This is a genomic window from Streptomyces sp. SolWspMP-5a-2 (assembly GCF_900091845.1).
In the GTDB taxonomy this organism is placed as follows: Bacteria; Actinomycetota; Actinomycetes; order Streptomycetales; family Streptomycetaceae; genus Streptomyces; species Streptomyces doudnae.
In genome coordinates, this window is record NZ_FMCI01000378.1 from 31,352 (window position 1) to 50,652 (window position 19,301).

The 19,301-nt window shown below is 71.2% G+C and carries 18 protein-coding genes; 12 read left to right on the forward strand and 6 right to left on the reverse strand.

Annotated elements, in window-relative coordinates:
* The first annotated feature begins 126 nt into the window (after positions 1–126).
* The gene (locus GA0115242_RS37375; RefSeq protein WP_093836107.1) at positions 127–816 is read left to right on the forward strand and encodes a hypothetical protein; all 690 of its coding nucleotides are present in this window, start codon (positions 127–129) and stop codon (positions 814–816) included.
* A complete protein-coding gene (locus tag GA0115242_RS37380; RefSeq protein ID WP_093836108.1) occupies positions 813–1,583 on the forward strand; it encodes a hypothetical protein in 771 nt (256 codons plus the stop codon). The genes GA0115242_RS37375 and GA0115242_RS37380 overlap by 4 nt, the downstream gene beginning before the upstream one ends.
* Positions 1,584–1,775: 192 nt before the next feature.
* Here GA0115242_RS37380 and ychF read toward each other — a convergent pair whose 3' ends face one another.
* Entirely contained in the window at positions 1,776–2,864 is a 1,089-nt protein-coding gene (ychF, locus tag GA0115242_RS37385; protein WP_093836109.1) for a redox-regulated ATPase YchF, read from the reverse strand.
* A gap of 196 nt (positions 2,865–3,060) precedes the next feature.
* On the opposite strand from ychF, the gene GA0115242_RS37390 reads away from it, so the two are divergent.
* Entirely contained in the window at positions 3,061–3,645 is a 585-nt protein-coding gene (locus tag GA0115242_RS37390) for a DUF6542 domain-containing protein (RefSeq protein ID WP_093836110.1), read from the forward strand.
* Between the two features lie 7 nt (positions 3,646–3,652).
* On the opposite strand, the gene ppgK is transcribed toward GA0115242_RS37390, so the two are convergent.
* On the reverse strand, positions 3,653–4,399 hold the full coding sequence (ppgK, locus tag GA0115242_RS37395; RefSeq protein WP_093836111.1) for a polyphosphate--glucose phosphotransferase: 747 nt from the start codon (positions 4,397–4,399) through the stop codon (positions 3,653–3,655).
* Between the two features lie 29 nt (positions 4,400–4,428).
* Positions 4,429–5,454, reverse strand: coding sequence for a 4-hydroxy-3-methylbut-2-enyl diphosphate reductase (locus GA0115242_RS37400; protein ID WP_093836112.1), 1,026 nt, complete (start codon positions 5,452–5,454; stop codon positions 4,429–4,431).
* 105 nt (positions 5,455–5,559) lie between these two features.
* Between GA0115242_RS37400 and GA0115242_RS37405 the strand changes: the two genes are divergently transcribed.
* From GA0115242_RS37405 to GA0115242_RS37420, 4 genes are all read left to right on the forward strand, one after another.
* Positions 5,560–6,978 carry an APC family permease gene (locus GA0115242_RS37405; protein WP_237549536.1) on the forward strand — a complete coding sequence of 473 codons (1,419 nt, stop codon included), beginning with the start codon at positions 5,560–5,562 and terminating at the stop codon, positions 6,976–6,978.
* A gap of 379 nt (positions 6,979–7,357) precedes the next feature.
* Positions 7,358–8,575, forward strand: coding sequence for an exodeoxyribonuclease VII large subunit (gene xseA / locus GA0115242_RS37410; RefSeq protein ID WP_093836113.1), 1,218 nt, complete (start codon positions 7,358–7,360; stop codon positions 8,573–8,575).
* Positions 8,576–8,585: 10 nt separating this feature from the next.
* Positions 8,586–8,828, forward strand: a complete 243-nt coding sequence (locus GA0115242_RS37415) for an exodeoxyribonuclease VII small subunit (RefSeq protein WP_093836114.1) — start codon at positions 8,586–8,588, stop codon at positions 8,826–8,828.
* 329 nt (positions 8,829–9,157) lie between these two features.
* The gene (locus GA0115242_RS37420) at positions 9,158–9,748 is read left to right on the forward strand and encodes a malonic semialdehyde reductase (RefSeq protein ID WP_093836115.1); all 591 of its coding nucleotides are present in this window, start codon (positions 9,158–9,160) and stop codon (positions 9,746–9,748) included.
* A gap of 67 nt (positions 9,749–9,815) precedes the next feature.
* Here GA0115242_RS37420 and GA0115242_RS37425 read toward each other — a convergent pair whose 3' ends face one another.
* On the reverse strand, positions 9,816–10,337 hold the full coding sequence (locus GA0115242_RS37425) for a DUF4245 domain-containing protein (protein ID WP_093836116.1): 522 nt from the start codon (positions 10,335–10,337) through the stop codon (positions 9,816–9,818).
* Positions 10,338–10,461: 124 nt separating this feature from the next.
* On the opposite strand from GA0115242_RS37425, the gene glpX reads away from it, so the two are divergent.
* Positions 10,462–11,496: a class II fructose-bisphosphatase gene (gene glpX / locus GA0115242_RS37430; RefSeq protein ID WP_093836117.1), complete on the forward strand. Its 1,035-nt coding sequence runs from the start codon at positions 10,462–10,464 to the stop codon at positions 11,494–11,496.
* Between the two features lie 118 nt (positions 11,497–11,614).
* Here the strand turns inward: glpX and GA0115242_RS37435 are convergent, their stop codons facing one another.
* Positions 11,615–11,992 carry a WhiB family transcriptional regulator gene (locus GA0115242_RS37435; protein ID WP_093836118.1) on the reverse strand — a complete coding sequence of 126 codons (378 nt, stop codon included), beginning with the start codon at positions 11,990–11,992 and terminating at the stop codon, positions 11,615–11,617.
* A 94-nt stretch (positions 11,993–12,086) separates the two neighbouring features.
* A complete protein-coding gene (locus GA0115242_RS37440) occupies positions 12,087–12,806 on the reverse strand; it encodes a DUF1707 SHOCT-like domain-containing protein (RefSeq protein ID WP_093836119.1) in 720 nt (239 codons plus the stop codon).
* 153 nt (positions 12,807–12,959) lie between these two features.
* Between GA0115242_RS37440 and GA0115242_RS37445 the strand changes: the two genes are divergently transcribed.
* The 4 genes from GA0115242_RS37445 to GA0115242_RS37460 all read left to right on the forward strand — a co-directional run bounded on the left by GA0115242_RS37445 (position 12,960) and on the right by GA0115242_RS37460 (position 19,281).
* Entirely contained in the window at positions 12,960–14,627 is a 1,668-nt protein-coding gene (locus GA0115242_RS37445) for a fumarate hydratase (protein WP_093836120.1), read from the forward strand.
* A 102-nt stretch (positions 14,628–14,729) separates the two neighbouring features.
* Positions 14,730–16,115 carry a class II fumarate hydratase gene (locus tag GA0115242_RS37450; RefSeq protein ID WP_093836121.1) on the forward strand — a complete coding sequence of 462 codons (1,386 nt, stop codon included), beginning with the start codon at positions 14,730–14,732 and terminating at the stop codon, positions 16,113–16,115.
* An 84-nt stretch (positions 16,116–16,199) separates the two neighbouring features.
* Positions 16,200–16,904, forward strand: coding sequence for a cytidylyl-2-hydroxypropylphosphonate hydrolase (locus GA0115242_RS37455; RefSeq protein ID WP_093836122.1), 705 nt, complete (start codon positions 16,200–16,202; stop codon positions 16,902–16,904).
* 292 nt (positions 16,905–17,196) lie between these two features.
* Positions 17,197–19,281 (forward strand): SpoIIE family protein phosphatase, encoded by a 2,085-nt coding sequence (locus GA0115242_RS37460; protein ID WP_093836123.1) that lies wholly within the window; start codon positions 17,197–17,199, stop codon positions 19,279–19,281.
* The last annotated feature ends 20 nt before the right edge of the window (positions 19,282–19,301 follow it).

Below are 19,301 nucleotides of genomic sequence, written 5' to 3' on the forward strand. Positions count from 1 at the left end.
ACTTCTTCCGCAAAGACGTGGCGTTCAGGTAGACGTGCGACACAACTGCGACGGACACCCTGTGAGATTGAACCCGAGACGTCGCCGCGTCAAGTGCGCGTCGCCCACGCCCTCGGAGGAGAAAACATGCTCGACTCAACGCAGCCTGAGCCCGCCCAGAACGCCTCGGACATTGCGTCGGATGCGAACGAAAATCCGATCTCCGAAATCATGAACGACGACAAAGTTCAAACTGCTCTTGAACTCAAAGCGATGCACACGGCGTTCGAGGTGCTCGAACCGCTCAAGACCGAGGCGCAAGGACGAGCGGTCCGGTGGCTCCTGGATGCGCTCGGCATGAGCAACCGGCAACTGCGGCCGGAGGCAGACCGGGAAACGTCCACGGAACCCTCTCCCTCCGCTTCCGCAGCCGAGACGCACACACAGGGCGATACTCCGACCCCCCGGTCCTTCATGACCCAGAAGAAGCCGAACTCACTGGTGGAACGTATCGCCTGCCTCTCGTACTACCTGAGCTACTACCGCGACACCCCTCATTTCAAGACCAGCGACCTGGTGCTCCTGAACACCGAGGCAGCAGCACCCAAGTTCGGCAATGCTTCCAGAGACGTAGACAACGCCGACCGCCAGAGTGGCTATCTGGTCACCGCCGGAAAGAGGCTGAAGCAGATCACTCCTCGCGGTGAGGCGATGGTGCAGTCGCTCCCCGACCGTGAGGCTGTTGCCGCCGCGCTGCGCGAACACCCCTACAAGGCGCGCAAGCCCCGAGACACCACGCCCAAGCGAGTGTCCGAGCAGAACAAGGACGACCAGTGAACGCTGACATCCGATCCGTGCTGAGCAGCGCTTTCCCTCCCCACCTCGTGGATGACCTCATCGCTTCTTACCAAGAGGCGAAAGAGAATTTCTACCGAGGAGGGCACAGGCTCAGTGCCGTCGAGGGCGGACGGTTCTGCGAAGCAGCATTCAGGATCATCGAAGAGATCACGACAGGCACACACACGCCACTCGACGGCAGGAAGAAGCTCGACACGAACGGGATCATCAAGACCGCAGAGGGGCAACCCGGAAACCTGCACCCCAAGTCCGTGCGCATCCATATCCCCCGTTCCCTCCGACTCATCTACGACATCCGCAACAACCGTAACGCCGCGCACCTTTCCGACGAGATCGACGTCAACCTGCAGGACGCCACTCTTGTCACGTCGATGCTCGACTGGGTGCTCGCGGAGTTCGTTCGACTGAGCAGAGGGACCACGCCGCAGGAGGCCCAGAAGCTCATCGAAGATCTGATGACGCGGCGCGTACCCAGCATCCAGGACTTCGGGGGTTTCCAGAAGGTTCTCAGGACAGATCTGCGGGCCAGCGACCGGGTACTCGTGCTGCTCTATCGCAGCGGGACACGAGGTGTCCGCTACTCGGATCTTTCTCAGTGGATGCCGAGCACTATGCGCGCCAACCTCCGCCGTACGGTACGCGCGCTCGACGGAAAAGCCCTTGCTCACGCCTCGGGTGAAACCGTACAGATCACATATGCGGGTCAGCGAAACGTCGAGTCGCGAGGCCTACTCGACCCCATCTGACGCCCGCGTCCGGCCGGCGCGCCGTTTCACTGCGATCAGACGTATTACGGGCTGGCTCGCGCAGGAGTCAGCCCGTAACACCGTAGCCACCGACGGGCGGTCACCCACCTGGCTAGGGTCCGCCTCCGAAGAGTCGGACCCTCTCTGAACCACGCGTTCCACAAGTTCAGAAGCGCGGCGCCGCGTCACCCGCTACACGTTGAACCGGAACTCCACCACGTCCCCGTCCTGCATCACGTACTCCTTGCCCTCCATGCGGGCCTTCCCCTTGGCTCGGGATTCCGCTACCGAGCCCGTCTCCACCAGGTCGGCGAAGGAGATGACCTCCGCCTTGATGAAGCCCTTCTGGAAGTCCGTGTGGATCACGCCCGCCGCCTCGGGGGCCGTCGCGCCCTTCTTGATCGTCCAGGCGCGGGACTCCTTCGGGCCCGCCGTCAGGTAGGTCTGAAGACCCAGGGTGTCGAAGCCGACGCGGGCGAGGGTGGCCAGGCCCGGCTCCTCCGCGCCGACCGACTCCAGCAGCTCCATCGCGTCCGCCTCGTCCAGCTCGGCGAGGTCCGCCTCCAGCTTGGCGTTGAGGAAGATGGCCTCGGCGGGGGCGACCAGGTCGCGCTGGGCGGCCTTGAAGGTGTCGTCGAGCAGCTCGTCCTCGTCGACGTTGAAGACGTACAGGAACGGCTTCGTGGTGAGCAGGTGCAGGTCGTGCAGCAGCTCCGCGCGCTCGCTGCCCTGGAGGACGCCCTGCGAGAAGAGGGTGTCGCCCCGCTCCAGGATCTCCTTCGCCTCCTCGACGGCCTTCACCTTCGGCGCGATGTCCTTCTTGATGCGCGACTCCTTCTGGAGGCGCGGCAGGACCTTCTCGATGGTCTGGAGGTCCGCGAGGATCAGCTCGGTGTTGATCGTCTCGATGTCGTCCTTGGGCGAGACCTTGCCGTCGACGTGCACGACGTTCTCGTCCTTGAAGGCCCGGATGACCTGGCAGATCGCGTCGGACTCGCGGATGTTCGCGAGGAACTTGTTGCCCAGCCCCTCGCCTTCGCTCGCGCCGCGCACGATGCCGGCGATGTCCACGAAGTCGACCGTCGCCGGGAGGATCTTCTGCGAGCTGAAGATCTCCGCCAGCTTCGTCAGCCGCGGGTCGGGGACGCCGACCACGCCGACGTTCGGCTCGATGGTCGCGAACGGGTAGTTGGCCGCGAGCACGTCGTTCTTGGTGAGGGCGTTGAACAGGGTCGACTTGCCGACATTCGGCAGACCGACGATTCCGATCGTGAGCGACACGTGGCGACTTCCCGTACGTGAGAGGACTTCAGGGGCTGGGGCTGCGGGCCCGGTCCTTACAACGGTGCGGCGGGCCGATCCACCAGTCTACGGCGTGCCGCCCCCGCCCCGGCGACGTATCGAACGCGTGGCCAGGGCTCGCTCCCCGGCGTGTCTGAGGAGCCATTCCGCACATTAACCGACCTAAGTTGGTCCAGTGGAGCAACACAGGACGCGCCCCCCGCAGCAAGGACCGCGACGCGGCACGCCCCCGCTGCCCCCGCAGGCGGCACGCGGTGGACGGAAGGGGGCCAGAGACGCCGTCGGCACCGGCCGCCCGGTGCAGCGGCGGGCACCCGGCGCCCGTCCGGTGCCCGCCAGGACACCGGCGCCCCCGTTCGTCCAGGCCGTGCGGCGGCTGCCCAACCCCCGGCTGACCGGGCTGGGCGGCGGCCTCTTCTGCGGCGCCGTCATGTTCGCCCTCGGCTGCCTCGACGCCCTGCTCCTGGAGTCCCTCACCGTCTACGGCGTGCTGTTCCTGCCGGTGTGCCTGGTGACCGCCGCCTGGGTGCGCCGGGGCGATCTGCTGACCGCGCCCGTCGTCGTACCGATCGCCTTCGCCGTCGGGCTGCTGCCCATGGCCGAGGGCGACGCGGGGGTCCTCGGCCGGCTCATGGGCCTGGTGACGGCCCTCGCCACCCAGGCGGGGTGGCTCTACGGCGGCACCCTGGTCGCCGGTGTGGTGGTGCTGTGCCGCCGGGTCGCCCTGATGCGCAGGCGCGCGGCGGCCCAGCGGCGCTGACCGCGCCTCAGCCGTCCTGGGCGGCGTGCATCGCCGCGCCCACGATGCCCGCGTTGTTCTGGAGCTGGGCCGGGACGATGTCCGCCTTGATGCCCTCGATGAAGTGCAGGAACTTCTCGGACTTGCGGCTGACCCCGCCGCCGATGATGAACAGCTCGGGCGTGAAGAGCATCTCGACGTGGGCGAGGTACTTCTGGACCCGGCGGGCCCAGTGCTCCCACGTCAGGTCGCCGTCCTCCTTGGCCTTGCTCGACGCCTTCTTCTCCGCGTCGTGGCCGTGCAGCTCCAGGTGGCCCAGCTCGGTGTTGGGCAGCAGCGTGCCGTCCACGAAGACCGCGCTGCCGATGCCCGTGCCGAACGTCAACAGGATGACGGTGCCCTTGCGGTCCCGGCCCGCGCCGAAGGCCACCTCGGCGACGCCCGCCGCGTCCGCGTCGTTGACCACCGTCACCGGGAGGCCGCCGAGCCGGTCGGAGAAGAGGGCGCGCGCGTCGGTGTCGATCCAGCTCTTGTCGACGTTGGCCGCCGTGCGGATGGTGGAGCCGCCGGTGACGACGCCGGGGAAGGTGAGCCCGACCGGGCCGGTCCAGCCGTAGTGCTCCACGACCTCCTTGACCCCGTCCGCCACCCCGTCGGGGGTCGCCGGGTGCGGGGTCAGCACCTTGAACCGCTCTTGTGCAAGGTCGCCCCTGTCCAGGTCCACAGGGGCGCCCTTGATCCCGGATCCGCCGATGTCCACGCCGAAGATCTGCATGGCCCTACGTTACGACGGGGGACTGACAGTCACTCGGCCGAGGTCCCCGGCGTGCCAGAACCGCCGCGCTCGGCGACCAGTGCGGCCGCCTCGTCGCGCAGGTCACGGCGGAGCTCCTTGGGCAGCGAGAAGGTGATCGACTCCTCGGCCGCCTTGACCAGTTCGACGTCCTCGAAGCCGCGCTGCGACAGCCACTCCAGGACCTGCTCGACGAGGATCTCGGGGACGGACGCGCCCGAGGTGACGCCGACCGTGGAGACGCCGTCGAGCCAGCTCTCGTCGCACTCGTCGGCGAAGTCCACCAGGTAGGCCTCGCGGGAGCCCGCCTGCTTGGCGACCTCGACGAGACGGACCGAGTTGGAGGAGTTGCGCGAGCCGACCACGATGACCAGCTCGGCCTCGGCGCCCATCTGCTTCACCGCGAGCTGGCGGTTCTGGGTGGCGTAGCAGATGTCGTCGCTGGGCGGCGAGATGAGCTGCGGGAACTTCTCCTGGAGGGCGTCGACGGTCTCCATCGTCTCGTCGACGGAGAGGGTCGTCTGCGACAGCCACACGACCCGGGAGGGGTCGCGGACCTCGACCTTGGCGACGTCCGCGGGGCCGTCCACGAGCTGGATGTGCTCGGGGGCCTCGCCGGAGGTGCCGATGACCTCCTCGTGGCCCTCGTGCCCGATCAGGAGGATGTCGTAGTCCTCCTTGGCGAAGCGGACGGCCTCCTTGTGGACCTTGGTGACGAGCGGGCAGGTCGCGTCGATGGTGGCGAGCCTGCCGCGGGCGGCCTCCTCGTGGACGACGGGGGCGACCCCGTGCGCGGAGAACATCACGATGTTCCCCTCGGGGACCTCCTCCGTCCGCTCGACGAAGACGGCGCCCTTCTTCTCCAGGGTCTGCACGACGTACTTGTTGTGCACGATCTCGTGCCGGACATAGATCGGAGCCCCGTACTGCTCCAGGGCTTTCTCGACGGCGATCACGGCGCGGTCCACGCCCGCGCAGTAGCCCCGGGGGGCGGCGAGCAGGACACGGCGGCCAGGCGAAGCAGTCATGGCACCCATCGTAAGGCCGCGTTCGGCGGGTCAAAGATCGCGCCTTTGGAGAGACTGGCGTGAGGTGGGAGGGGTGGGCAGGGACAGAACGGTCGAGGCACAGGCGGAGGCACGATGTCCGGGACGGGCGGCGCGACGGCGGGAACGGGCGGAGAGCCCGCGGGAACAGGCGGAGAGGCCGCGGGAGCGGGCGGCGGGCCGGGCGGCCGGCACGGGCTGCGGCGCAGTCTCGGCTTCCGGGACCTCGTCGTCTACGGGCTGCTGTTCATCGCCCCGATGGCTCCCGTCGGCGTGTTCGGCACCCTGGACGCGCGCTCGCACGGCGCGGTGGCACTCGTCTACGTCATCGCGACGGTGGCGATGGCGTTCACCGCCTTCAGCTACGCCCAGATGGTGCGGGTGGTGCCGCTCGCGGGCTCGGTGTTCGCCTACGCGCGCGCGGCGCTCGGCCGGGAGGCCGGGTTCATCGCGGGCTGGATGGCGATGCTGGACTACCTGCTCATCCCGGCGGTCGCCTACCTGTTCTCCGGGATCGCGATGAACGCGCTGGTCCCGGGCGTCTCCCGCTGGGTGTGGACGGCGATCGCGGTGGTCGTCACGACCCTGCTGAACCTCTGGGGCGTGCGGGCCGCGGCCCGGGTCGGCTTCCTGGTGCTGGCCATGGAGATCGTGGTGCTGCTGGTCTTCGTCGTCTCCGCGATCGTCGTCCTCGCGCGCGACGGCGCCGAACGCGGCCTGCTGTCGCCGCTGTCGGGGGACGGCACGCAGGGCGCGTTCGCGCTCTCCGCGGTGATCGGCGCGGTGTCGATCGCCGTCCTGTCGTACCTGGGCTTCGACGCGATCGCGTCCTTCGCCGAGGAGGTCACCGGCGGGTCCGAGAAGGTCGCGCGCGCGGTGCTGTTCTGCCTGGCCCTCGCGGGCGTGCTGTTCGTGGCGCAGACGTACCTGGTCGCGCTCCTCGAACCGACGACGTCCGCGCAGCTCGCCGCCGACCCGGCCAAGCAGGGATCCGCGTTCTACGACGCCGTGGACGTGTCGGTGGGCGGCTGGCTGCACGACCTGGTCGCGGTGAGCAAGGCGATCGGCGCGGCGTTCGCGGCGCTGGCCGGGCAGGCGGCGGCCGGGCGGCTGCTGTTCGCGATGGGCCGCGACCGGCGGCTGCCGCGGGCCCTGTCGCGGACGGACTCCGGGGTGCCCAGGGTGGCGCTGCTGTGCGCGGCGGTGATCACGCTGGTGGCAGCGGTCTGGGCGGCCAGCAGGGACGACGGCATGGACCACCTGGTGTCGGTCGTCGACATCGGCGCGCTGACGGCGTTCACGCTGCTGCACGCGAGCGTGGTGGGCTGGTTCGTGGTCCGGCGGGCCGGAGGTCCCGTGGTGTGGTGGCGGCACCTGGTGATGCCGGTGCTGGGCGCGGCGATCACCATCGCGGTGATCGTGGAGGCGTCGGGCGCGGCCCAGGTGGTGGGCGCGGTGTGGCTGGTGATCGGTCTCGTGGTGCTGGTGAGCCAGCGGGGGCGGGTCGCGGACTGACACGGCGGGCTGACGCAGCGGACTGACGGAACCGGCTGACGGAACCGGCTGACGGAGCGGGGCCGACGGAACGGGCTGACGGAACCGGCTGGCGGAACGGGCTGGCCGAGGGTGCCTGCGGCCCGACGCCCCGCACCTCGACACCTCGGCATCTCCGCACCTCCGCTCCCCGGCACCTCCCCGCCTCCGCTCCTCGGCACCTCCGCACCTCGCCGCCTCCGCACCTCTGCACCTCCGCACCTCCGCACCTCCGCACCCGCGTGCCCACCCCCGCGGTCTCCCCGTGATCCCCCTGCTCACGGCCGCCTCCCGCCGCTCCCCCGTGACGGCGTCCCGTTCGCGCGGTCCGCTGTCAGTGGCTGCGGTTACGCTCACCCGCATGGCTGCGAACACGTCCCCGGAGTCGCCCCTCCCCGTCGGCGAGGTGTCGCGGCTGATCGGGAGCTGGATCGACCGCCTCGGCGCCATCTGGGTCGAGGGGCAGATCACCCAGCTCTCCCGGCGGCCGGGCGCCGGCGTCGTCTTCCTGACACTGCGCGACCCCTCGTACGACATCTCGATCAGCGTGACCTGCTACCGGCAGGTCTTCGAGGCCGTCGCCGACGTCGTCAGCGAGGGCGCCCGGGTGGTCGTGCACGCGAAGCCCGAGTGGTACGCGCCGCGCGGCCAGTTGTCGCTGCGGGCCGCCGAGATCAAGCCGGTGGGCGTCGGGGAGCTGCTGGCGCGCCTGGAGCAGCTGAAGAAGTCGCTGGCCGCCGAGGGCCTCTTCGCGCGGGAGCGCAAGAAGCCGCTGCCGTTCCTGCCGCAGTTGATCGGGCTGGTCTGCGGGCGGGCGTCGGCCGCCGAGCGGGACGTCCTGGAGAACGCCAGGCACCGCTGGCCCGCCGTCCGCTTCGAGGTGCGCAACGTCCCGGTGCAGGGCGTGCACGCGGTCCCGCAGGTGGTGCAGGCGGTGAAGGAGCTGGACGCGCACGACGAGGTGGACGTGATCATCGTCGCGCGCGGCGGCGGCAGCGTGGAGGACCTGCTGCCGTTCTCCGACGAGCAGGTGGTGCGCACGGTCGCCGCCTGCCGTACGCCGGTGGTGTCGGCGATCGGGCACGAGCCCGACAACCCCCTCCTGGACCACGTGGCGGACCTGCGGGCGTCCACGCCGACCGACGCGGCGAAGAAGGTCGTGCCGGACGTCGGCGAGGAGTTCGAGCGGGTGCGCGGCCTGCGGGACCGGGCGCGGCGGTGCGTGGAGGGGCTCCTCGCGCGGGAGGAGCGCGGTCTCGCGCACGCGTTGGCGCGGCCCTCGATAGAGGATCCGCACCGGATGATCGACGAGCGGGCCGACCACGTGGCGTCCCTCACCGACCGCTCCCGCCGCATGCTGGGCCACCTCCTAGACCGCGCGGACTCGGAGCTGACGCACACGCACGCGCGCGTGGTGGCGCTCTCCCCCGCCGCCACCCTGAAGCGCGGCTACGCGGTGCTCCAGACGGCGGACGGTCCGGTCGTCAGGGCGCCCGGCCAGGTCGGCGCGGGCGAGCTGCTGCGGGCGCGGGTGGCCGAGGGCGAATTCACTGTTCGAGTCGATGAGAGCGATGCATAGGGTGGGCGGAATGACCGGCAAGGTGGCGGAAGAGGCGCTCGGGTACGAGCAGGCCCGGGACGAGCTGATCGAGGTCGTGCGGCGCCTGGAGGCGGGCGGCACGACGCTGGAGGAGTCCCTGGCGCTCTGGGAGCGCGGCGAGGAGCTGGCGAAGGTGTGCCGCCGCTGGCTGGACGGCGCGCGGGCCCGCCTGGACGCGGCGCTGGCGGAGGAACAGGAGCAGGACGGCCCCGACGGCGGGACGGACGCGTAGCCGGTCGGCGCGCGCCGCCACCGGCGGCGCGTGATTGGTCGACGCCCGCCCCTCCCCTCTCCCCCCGGCCCTCGCCAAGGGTGACCACCTCCCCCGCGAGCGCCCGTCACCCGAACGGGTGATCTCCCGCGTCGCCCGCGAGGCGGCGCCCCACCCCCGTGAGACCAGTCCCGCCGCCCCGCCCATCGGCCGTCTCCCCCGTGCGCACCTGTGAAGCGGATCACCGCGGTCCGTCTTTGGTTGAACCTTGAACTTCTCTGGCGTACCGTCGTGATCGTCAGCCGGTCCGGGGATTCCGGATCCCGTACATTCCGCCAGAAAGTTCCCCCATGTCTCTCGTTCTTGACCCCCACGCCCAGGACCTGCTGTTCCGCGAGGCCCGCACCGCGAACACCTTCACCGACGAGCCGGTGACCGACGAGCAGGTCCAGGCCATCTACGACCTGGTCAAGTACGGCCCCACCGCGTTCAACCAGAACCCGCTGCGCATCACCCTGGTCCGCTCCCCCGAGGCCCGCGAGCGCCTGGTGCGGCACATGGCCGAGGGCAACCGGCCGAAGACCTCCACCGCGCCGCTGGTCGCGATCCTCGCCGCGGACAACGAGTTCCACGACGAGCTGCCCGCCCTGCTGCCGCACTTCCCGCAGGCGAAGGACCTCTTCTTCAGCGAGCGCCCGGCCCGTGAGGGCGCCGCGGCCCTGAACGCCGCCCTCCAGGCCGCGTACTTCATCATCGGCGTGCGCGCCGCCGGTCTCGCCGCGGGACCGATGACCGGCCTCGACTTCGAGGGCGTCCGCAAGGAGTTCCTGGACGACGACCACACCCCGCTGATGGTCGTCAACATCGGCCGCCCCGGCGAGGACGCCTGGTTCCCGCGCTCCCCGCGCCTGTCGTACGAGCAGGTCGTCACGACGGTCTGAGCGGACCCGACGACGACGAAGGCCCCGGCGGCGAACCGCGCCGGGGCCTTCCGCGTGCCGTGGGCGGCTACGCCGTCCGCAGCGCCTTCGCCATCTCGGCGAGCTGCTCGAACGAGCCGGTGCCCGCGACCACCGTCGTGGCGCCCCGGTCGGAGCGGACGAGCGCGTCGTAGCGACCGCCGGTGTAATGGGTCCAGGTGGCACCGCCGATCTCCTGGGTGACCTTCGTCTCCCTGGAGCCCTGGCTCGCGGTGTCGATGAACTTCGACGGCTTCTGAGTGGACTGCTCTATCTGCACGTACTGCCCGTCGGGGGCCCGGAATCCGAGGTGCCAGGCGTCGGAGTCGTCGCCACGGAAGCGGACCGAGGTGGCCTTCCACTCCTCGGGGAGCCCCTGGGGGGCGGCCACCGGGTAGGAGGCGGCGCGCCGGGCGGTCAGCAGCTCCACCCGGTAGTCGACCCGCTTGACGTCGGGTTCCCCGTCGTCGTGCGGGACGAAGACGTAGATGACCGCCGCCGCGACCCCGATGAGGGCCAGGGAGAGGATCATGTCCCGGACCGTCTTCTGCTTACCGTTCGAACCTGCCACGTCCCCATCGTCGCAGGTGCCCCGGTCTGCTCATCCGTGGGCCCCCCTGCTCATTTTGTAGGACTGGCGATAGAGTCGGAGTCACCCTCATCCGGCCGTCGTCGTATCAGAAAGGTGCGCTCCGATGACCGAGCATCATCACTTGCCGTCCGAACTCGAAGTCCCCAGCGAAGCCCCCGACCGCAACCTCGCCCTGGAACTCGTCCGGGTCACCGAGGCCGCCGCGATGGCCGCGGGCCGCTGGGTCGGCCGGGGCGACAAGAACGGCGCCGACGGTGCGGCCGTGCGGGCCATGCGCACCCTCGTCCACACCGTGTCGATGAACGGCGTCGTGGTCATCGGCGAGGGCGAGAAGGACGAGGCCCCGATGCTCTTCAACGGGGAGCGGGTCGGGGACGGCACCGGGCCCGAGTGCGACATCGCCGTCGACCCGATCGACGGGACCACGCTGACCGCGAAGGGCATGACCAACGCGATCGCCGTGCTGGCCGCGGCCGACCGCGGGTCGATGTTCGACCCGTCCGCCGTGTTCTACATGGACAAGCTGGTCACCGGGCCCGACGCGGCGGACTTCGTCGACATCGACGCGCCCGTGTCGGTCAACATCCGCCGGGTCGCGAAGGCCAAGCGGTCCGCGCCGGAGGACGTCACCGTCGTCATCCTGGACCGGCCGCGGCACGCGGGCATCATCGACGAGATCCGGGAGACCGGCGCGCGCATCAAGCTGATCTCGGACGGCGACGTGGCCGGGTCGATCCTGGCGCTGCGCGAGGGCACCGGCGTCGACCTGCTGCTCGGCGTGGGCGGCACGCCCGAGGGGATCATCTCGGCGTGCGCGGTGAAGTGCCTCGGCGGCACCATCCAGGGCAAGCTGTGGCCCAAGGACGACGACGAGCGGCAGCGCGCGGTGGACGCGGGCCACGACCTGGACCGGGTGCTCACCACGGACGACCTCGTCTCCGGCGAGAACGTCTTCTTCGTCGCGACCGGCATCACGGACGGGGAGCTGCTGCGGGGAGTGCGGTACCGGTCGGAGACCGCGACCACCGACTCGATCGTGATGCGGTCGAAGTCCGGGACGGTGCGGCGGATCGACTCCGAGCACCGGCTGAGCAAGCTGCGGGCCTACAGCGCCGTCGACTTCGACCGGGGGAAGTGAGGATTCCGCGGAGCGATCCGCGTCCCTCCCCGCCCCGCGGAACCCCGCAGGGCGAGAGCGTGCCCGCTGTGCGGAGTGGGCGTCCCCTGGTGCGGTAGGGGGCGCCCACGTTCGGCTGTCAGCCCGCCTGGGCTATGCGGCTGCCCGCCCGCGCCGCCTTCTGCAGTTCGACCTCGCGCCGCCGCCGTCTGGCCAGCACCACCCGGCGTTCCGCGGCCGTGAGGCCGCCCCAGACGCCGTACGGTTCCGGCTGCAGGAGCGCGTGCTCCCGGCACTCGACCATCACGGGACACCGGCCGCAGACCCGCTTGGCCGCCTCCTCGCGGGAGAGCCGGGCTGCGGTGGGTTCCTTGGACGGTGCGAAGAACAGGCTCGCCTCGTCGCGCCGGCACACCGCCTCGGTGTGCCAGGGCGCGTCTTGGTCCCTGTCCCGCACGGGCACCCGCTGGGCCGGAACGGCAGCTACCTGCGCGGACGAATGCGGCGGTTGCGGCACGGTCTACTCCTGACGACGGCTTCGCGAGCGAGAGACGATGCGCAAGGCCTACCCGCTGTGCGCGGGCCTATGCACTCCGTTCCCCACCGCCGGATCACCGGTCGAGGTGTCTGCGCACCGTCCTGTCGGCGCGGCCGACCTTGTCGATCTTGCGCTGCACCCGGTCGAGGATGTCCGCGACGAGCCTGCCGCGCCTCGGCCGCGCCTCGATGCTGCCGAGGACGGACCAGCCGTCGACGTGGACGACCGGGGCGCGCGGGTCGACCGCGTCCAGGTGGTCCACCTCGAAGCTGCCGAGGACGCCGCCGCCGGTGCCGCGCAGCGACACGTTCTCCGGGACGCGCACCTCGACGCTGCCGAAGACGGAGAGCGCCTTGACGACGACCTGCTGGTGCTCGAAGAGGGCCTCGCTGAGGTCGATCTCGACGCTGCCGAAGACCGCGTACGCGTGGATGCGCCGGCCCGCGCGCCAGCGGCCCCGGCGGACGGCACTGCTGAACACCGCGACCACGTTGTCGTCCGGGTCGGCCGGGACGTACGCGCGGGCGGGGCGGCCCGGGGGCGGGACGAACGCCGGTCCCTGACGGCGCTCATGGGCGGCCGGCAGGTCCTGGACGAGGGGTTCGAGCTGGCCGACGGTCTTGGCGCGGTAGACCTCCTCGACCCGCTCGGCGTGCTCCTCCGCGGTCAGCCGCCCCTCGGCGAGGGCCTCGCGGAGGATGTCGGCGATCCGGTCGCGGTCGGCGTCGGAGGCGCGCAGCTCGGCGACTGCGGGCGACGCGTCCGCCTGCGGGGCGTGCTTGTGAAGGTCCACGGCAGCAGCGTACCGAAACGCGATAGATCGCGACTAGGGGGTGGAGGCGCCGACTGAGCCTTACCTCACCGGAGCGGTGTCGGAGGCAGGTTCTACGCTGAGGGGCCCGCCAACGTCGGCGGGCGTCGTCCGTCGAGTGAGGAATGGGCTGAGATGCCTGAGTTCGCGTACACCGATCTGCTCCCCATGGGAGAGGACACCACCCCCTACCGGCTGGTGACCTCCGAGGGTGTCTCCACCTTCGAGGCCGACGGGCGGACGTTCCTCAAGGTCGAGCCCGAGGCCCTGCGCACGCTGGCGGCCGAGGCCGTCCACGACATCCAGCACTACCTGCGCCCGGCCCACCTGGCGCAGCTTCGCCGGATCATCGACGACCCGGAGGCGTCGGGCAACGACAAGTTCGTGGCGCTCGACCTGCTGAAGAACGCCAACATCGCGGCGGCCGGTGTGCTGCCGATGTGCCAGGACACCGGCACGGCGATCGTCATGGGCAAGCGCGGGCAGAACGTCCTGACCTCGGGCGAGGACGAGAAGGCGCTCTCGCACGGCATCCACGACGCGTACACGAAGCTGAACCTGCGCTACTCGCAGATGGCCCCGCTGACCATGTGGGACGAGAAGAACACCGGGTCCAACCTCCCGGCGCAGATCGAGCTGTACGCGACCGACGGCGGCGCCTACAAGTTCCTCTTCATGGCGAAGGGCGGCGGCAGCGCCAACAAGTCGTTCCTCTACCAGGAGACGAAGGCGGTCCTCAACGAGGGCTCCATGATGGCGTTCCTGGAGCAGAAGATCCGCTCGCTGGGCACGGCCGCCTGCCCGCCGTACCACCTGGCGATCGTGGTCGGCGGCACCAGCGCCGAGTACGCGCTGAAGACGGCGAAGTACGCCTCCGCGCACTACCTGGACGAGATCCCGGCGGAGGGCTCGCCGCTCGGGCACGGCTTCCGGGACAAGGAGCTGGAGCAGAAGGTCTTCGAGCTGACCCAGCGGATCGGTATCGGCGCGCAGTTCGGCGGCAAGTACTTCTGCCACGACGTGCGCGTGGTGCGGCTGCCCCGGCACGGCGCCTCCTGCCCGGTCGCCATCGCCGTCTCCTGCTCGGCGGACCGCCAGGCCGTCGCGAAGATCACCGCCGAGGGCGTCTTCCTGGAGCAGCTGGAGACGGACCCGGCGCGGTTCCTGCCGGAGACCACCGACGAGCACCTGGACGAGGCGTCGGACGTCGTGCGCATCGACCTGAACCAGCCGATGGACGACATCCTCGCGGAGCTGACCAAGTACCCGGTGAAGACCCGGCTCTCGCTCAGCGGCCCGCTGGTGGTGGCCCGCGACATCGCGCACGCCAAGATCAAGGAGCGGCTGGACGCGGGCGAGGGCATGCCGCAGTACCTGAAGGACCACCCGGTGTACTACGCGGGCCCGGCGAAGACCCCGGAGGGGTACGCGTCCGGGTCCTTCGGGCCGACGACGGCCGGGCGCATGGACTCCTACGTGGAGCAGTTCCAGGCGGCGGGCGGCTCCAGGGTGATGCTCGCCAAGGGCAACCGCAGCAAACAGGTGACGGACGCGTGCGGCACGCACGGCGGCTTCTACCTCGGCTCCATCGGCGGCCCGGCCGCCCGGCTCGCGCAGGACTGCATCAAGAAGGTCGAGGTCGTCGAGTACGAGGAGCTGGGCATGGAGGCGGTCTGGAAGATCGAGGTCGAGGACTTCCCGGCGTTCGTCGTGGTGGACGACAAGGGCAACGACTTCTTCCAGGACCCGGCGCCCGCGCCGACGTTCACGTCGATCCCGGTGCGGGGCCCCGGTCTGGGCTGACCCGCCGGGCGGCCCCGGGGGCGAGACCGGTCTCACAGGGCCGGCGCCCCCGGACGGCCCAGCGGGCGGAACATCCGGGCCGCGCCGGTCGCTGTACGGAGCATGAGCGACTACCGCATCGAACACGACTCCATGGGCGAGGTCCGCGTCCCCGCCGACGCCAAGTGGCGGGCCCAGACCCAGCGCGCCGTCGAGAACTTCCCCGTCTCGGGACAGCGGATCGAGCGGGCGCACATCGAGGCGCTGGCCCGCGTCAAGGCGGCGGCCGCGAAGGTGAACGCCGAGCTGGGCGTGCTCGACCCGGAGATCGCGCGGGCGATCCAGGAGGCGGCCGGGGAGGTCGCCGAGGGGCGCTGGGACGAGCAGTTCCCGGTGGACGTCTTCCAGACCGGCTCCGGCACCTCGTCCAACATGAACGCCAACGAGGTGCTTGCCACCCTGGCGAGCGAGCGGCTCGGGCGGGACGTCCACCCGAACGACCACGTCAACGCCTCGCAGTCGTCCAACGACGTCTTCCCGTCGTCGATCCACATCGCGGCGACCGCCGCCGTCACCCGCGACCTGGTGCCCGCCCTCGACCATCTCGCCGCCGCGCTGGGCCGCAAGGCCGAGGAGTTCGCCGACGTGGTGAAGTCGGGGCGCACCCATCTGATGGACGCCACGCCGGTGACCCTCGGCCAGGAGTTCGGCGGGTACGCCGCGCAGGTGCGGTACGGCGTGGAGCGGCTGCGGGCGTCGCTGCCGCGCCTCGCCGAACTGCCGCTGGGCGGCACCGCGGTGGGCACCGGCATCAACACGCCGCCCGGCTTCTCCGCCGCCGTCATCGCGGAGGTGGCCCGCGCCACCGGGCTGCCGCTGACGGAGGCCAGGGACCACTTCGAGGCGCAGGGCGCGCGGGACGGCATCGTCGAGACCAGCGGGCAGCTGCGGACCGTCGCGGTCGGCCTGACGAAGATCGCCAACGATCTGCGGTGGATGGCGTCGGGGCCGCGCACCGGCCTCGCCGAGATCGCGCTGCCGGACCTCCAGCCGGGCTCGTCGATCATGCCGGGCAAGGTCAACCCGGTCGTCCCCGAGGCGGTCCTGATGGTCGCCGCCCAGGTCGTCGGGAACGACGCGACGGTCGCCATGGCGGGCGCCGCGGGCAACTTCGAGCTGAACGTGATGCTGCCGGTGATCGCGAAGAACGTGCTGGAGTCGGTGCGGCTGCTGGCCAACGTGGCGCGGCTGCTCGCCGACCGGACGGTGGACGGGATCGTCGCCGACCGGGAGCGGGCCCGCGAGTACGCGGAGTCGTCGCCGTCCGTCGTCACCCCGCTGAACAGGTACCTCGGGTACGAGGAGGCGGCGAAGATCGCCAAGAAGGCGCTCGCCGAGCGGCGGACGATCCGTCAGGTGGTGCTGGACGGCGGGTACGTGGAGCGCGGCGACCTCACCGTCGAGCAGTTGGACGAGGCACTGGATGTCCTGCGGATGACACGCCCGTAACCGCGCGCGAACCTTTCGCGCGGACCGGCCGGAACCGTGACGGGGACCGCAGCGTCGTATGCCGCGGGCACCTAATATCTGTGCATGGCAGACGGTGGAGCGGTACGCGGGGACGCGAAGCGGGTGACAGCGGGCGGTCCGACGGGTTTCTGGGACCCCGGGAGTCAGATCCTGTGGCGCTACCGGGAGAACGGCGGCCCGGGGATCCACATCGCCCGCCCGGTCACCGTCGTGCGCGACGACGCCGAGCTGCTGGCCGCCTGGATGGCCCCGGGGACCGAGTGCGTCAAGCCGGTGCTCGCCGATGGCACTCCCGTGCACCAGGAACCTCTGGAGTCCCGGTACACCAAGGCGCGGACGGTCCAGCGCGACCACTGGTTCGGCACCGGGGTGCTCAAGCTGGCCAGGCCGGGCGAGCCCTGGTCGGTCTGGCTGTTCTGGGACCCGGGATGGCAGTTCAAGAACTGGTACGTGAACCTGGAGACACCGCTGACCCGTTGGGACGGCGGAGTGGATTCCGAGGACCATTTCCTGGACATCACGGTGCGTCCGGACCACAGTTGGGACTGGCGCGACGAGGACGAGTTCGCGCAGGCCCGGCGGGACGGTCTGATGGACGAGGGGCAGGCCCGGCGGGTGCGGGAGGCGGGACACGCGGCCGTGGAGGTGATCCACGCGTGGGGCCCGCCGTACAGCGAAGGATGGCAGCACTGGCGCCCCGACCCCTCGTGGGCTGTACCGTCACTCCCGGAGGACTGGGACCGTACGCCCGCGCACGTGTCCACATGAGACCCTTGATGCGCCCCCGGTCCACAACCGTAGGATCGTCCTCCGCAAGGGCGCACAGCAGCAACTCCCGGAGCATGCGCTGGGCTTGGCCGATCGTCACCGAGGGGCGGCAGGACGTGAGCGAGGGGTACGAGGAGACCGTTGCGAGCCGCAGACGGTTCGTCCGCGGTACAGGAAGGACCTCTGACCACGCGGGAATTCCGTTCCTGGGGCACGTAAACCGGGTATCGGCATCACTGCGGGACGAACCGCGCGCACGGCGCGCAGCCCCGGACGGACGGATTCGACACGCGTGACGGAGCACCCCATCTCCTTCGAGCGCCCCCAGCCGGGCGTCGACCCCGCGGACCCACGCGGGGCGCTCCTGCGCACCCCGGCGCCCGCGCCCGCCTCCCCGTCGGGCGCCTTACCCGCGCAGGCACGCGCGGGCGAGACGCCGTCGACGCCGGAGACGGCGGTGCCGTGCGGCACGGGCGGCACGGGCGGCGGCCAGTCCGGCACGGACTCCGAGCACTCGCAGCCCGCCGTCGCCGAGCCCGACACGCACCGGCCGCGTCCGGCGCCCGAGGGCATCCCGTCGCAGCCGGGCACCGAGGGCGAGCGGCCGCCGGTCCTCGGCGGCGGTGAGCGCAGGTCCGGGCAGGGCCTGCCGCCGGGCCAGCCGACGCCGATGCGGCGCGACGGCGACCGGCTGCGCTTCGTGGGCGCCGCGACCCGGCGGATCGCCCGCGGCATCGACCTGGACGAGATCGTCATGGGCCTGTGCCGGGCGACCGTGCCGACCTTCTCGGACGCGATCCTGGTCTATCTGCGCGATCCGCTGCCGGTCGGCGACGAACGGCCCACCGGCCCGCTGCTGCTGCGCCTGCGCCGCACCGACCGCATACCGGCCGAACGGGACACCGACGGCGGTTTCGCGCCCGCGCTCCAGCCCGAGCCCTCGGAGCTGGAGACGGTCGGCAACGAACTGTGCGAGGTGCGACCCGGCAGCGCGCTCGCCGAGGTGCTGCGCGGGGTGCGTCCGGTCTTCACGGACGCCCCGGCGGCCCGCGCCGCCCTGCCCGAACTGCTCGGCGAGGGCGGCGAGTTCACCGTCCCGGACGGGCAGCGGGCGATACTGGCGCCGCTGCGCGGCCGACGCCGGGTGATCGGCGCCGCGCTCTTCCTGCGCCGCCCGGAGCGCATCGCCTTCGAGGCGGACGACCTGCTGGTCGCCGCCCAGTTGGCGACGCACAGCGCGCTGGGCATCGACAAGGCGGTCCTGTACGGCCGTGAGGCGTACATCGCCGACGAGCTGCAGCGCACCATGCTGCCGGAGAACCTGCCGCGCCCCACGGGTGTCCGGCTGGCCTCGCGCTATCTGCCCGCCGCCGAGACGGCGCGGGTGGGCGGTGACTGGTACGACGCGATCCCGCTGCCGGGCAGCCGGGTCGCGCTGGTCGTCGGCGACGTGATGGGCCACTCGATGACCTCGGCGGCGATCATGGGCCAGTTGCGCACCACGGCGCAGACCCTGGCCGGGCTCGACCTGCCGCCGCAGGAGGTCCTGCACCACCTGGACGAGCAGGCCCAGCGGCTGGGCAGCGACCGCATGGCGACCTGTCTGTACGCGGTGTACGACCCGGTCTCGCACCGGATCACCATCGCCAACGCCGGTCATCCGCCGCCCATCCTGCTCCATCTGGGCGGCCGGGCCGAGGTGCTGCGGGTGCCGCCCGGCGCCCCGATCGGCGTCGGCGGGGTGGACTTCGAGGCCGTCGAGCTGGACGCGCCCGCCGGGGGCACCCTGCTGCTGTACACGGACGGCCTGGTGGAGTCCCGGCTGCGGGACGTGTGGACCGGCATCGAGCAGTTGCGGGAGAAGCTGGCCGCGACCGCCCAGCTCACCGGGCCCGACCATCCGCCGCCCCTGGAGGCCCTCTGCGACGAGGTGCTCGACATGCTCGGCCCCGGTGACCGGGACGACGACATCGCGCTGCTCGCCGCCCGCTTCGACGGGATCGCGCCGAGCGACGTCGCGTACTGGTTCCTCGAGCCGGAGGACGCGGCTCCGGGCCGGGCCCGCCGGCTGGCCCGCAGGGCGCTGTCCCGGTGGGGCATGGAGGATCTGAGCGACTCGGTGGAGCTGCTGGTCAGCGAGGTCGTGACGAACGCCGTGCGGTACGCGTCCCGGCCGGTCACCCTGCGGCTGCTCCGCACCGACGTGCTGCGCTGCGAGGTCGGCGACGACGTGCCGCAGTTGCCGCGGCTGCGGCAGGCGCGGGCGACCGACGAGGGCGGGCGCGGCCTGTACCTGGTCAACAAGCTGGCCAGGCGCTGGGGCGCGACCCGGCTGAGCACCGGCAAGGTGGTGTGGTTCGAACTGAACCGCACCTAGTCGGAGACCGACGACGAGGA

Coding starts and splice junctions, on each gene's coding strand:
- GA0115242_RS37375 (WP_093836107.1), top strand. CDS start 127: ATGCTCGACTCAACGCAGCCTGAGCCCGCCCAGAACGCCTCGGACATT.
- ppgK (WP_093836111.1), bottom strand. CDS start 4,399: ATGCAGATCTTCGGCGTGGACATCGGCGGATCCGGGATCAAGGGCGCC.
- GA0115242_RS37400 (WP_093836112.1), bottom strand. CDS start 5,454: ATGGGTGCCATGACTGCTTCGCCTGGCCGCCGTGTCCTGCTCGCCGCC.
- GA0115242_RS37405 (WP_237549536.1), top strand. CDS start 5,560: ATGTCCGGGACGGGCGGCGCGACGGCGGGAACGGGCGGAGAGCCCGCG.
- xseA (WP_093836113.1), top strand. CDS start 7,358: ATGGCTGCGAACACGTCCCCGGAGTCGCCCCTCCCCGTCGGCGAGGTG.
- GA0115242_RS37415 (WP_093836114.1), top strand. CDS start 8,586: ATGACCGGCAAGGTGGCGGAAGAGGCGCTCGGGTACGAGCAGGCCCGG.
- GA0115242_RS37420 (WP_093836115.1), top strand. CDS start 9,158: ATGTCTCTCGTTCTTGACCCCCACGCCCAGGACCTGCTGTTCCGCGAG.
- glpX (WP_093836117.1), top strand. CDS start 10,462: ATGACCGAGCATCATCACTTGCCGTCCGAACTCGAAGTCCCCAGCGAA.
- GA0115242_RS37445 (WP_093836120.1), top strand. CDS start 12,960: ATGCCTGAGTTCGCGTACACCGATCTGCTCCCCATGGGAGAGGACACC.
- GA0115242_RS37450 (WP_093836121.1), top strand. CDS start 14,730: ATGAGCGACTACCGCATCGAACACGACTCCATGGGCGAGGTCCGCGTC.
- GA0115242_RS37455 (WP_093836122.1), top strand. CDS start 16,200: ATGGCAGACGGTGGAGCGGTACGCGGGGACGCGAAGCGGGTGACAGCG.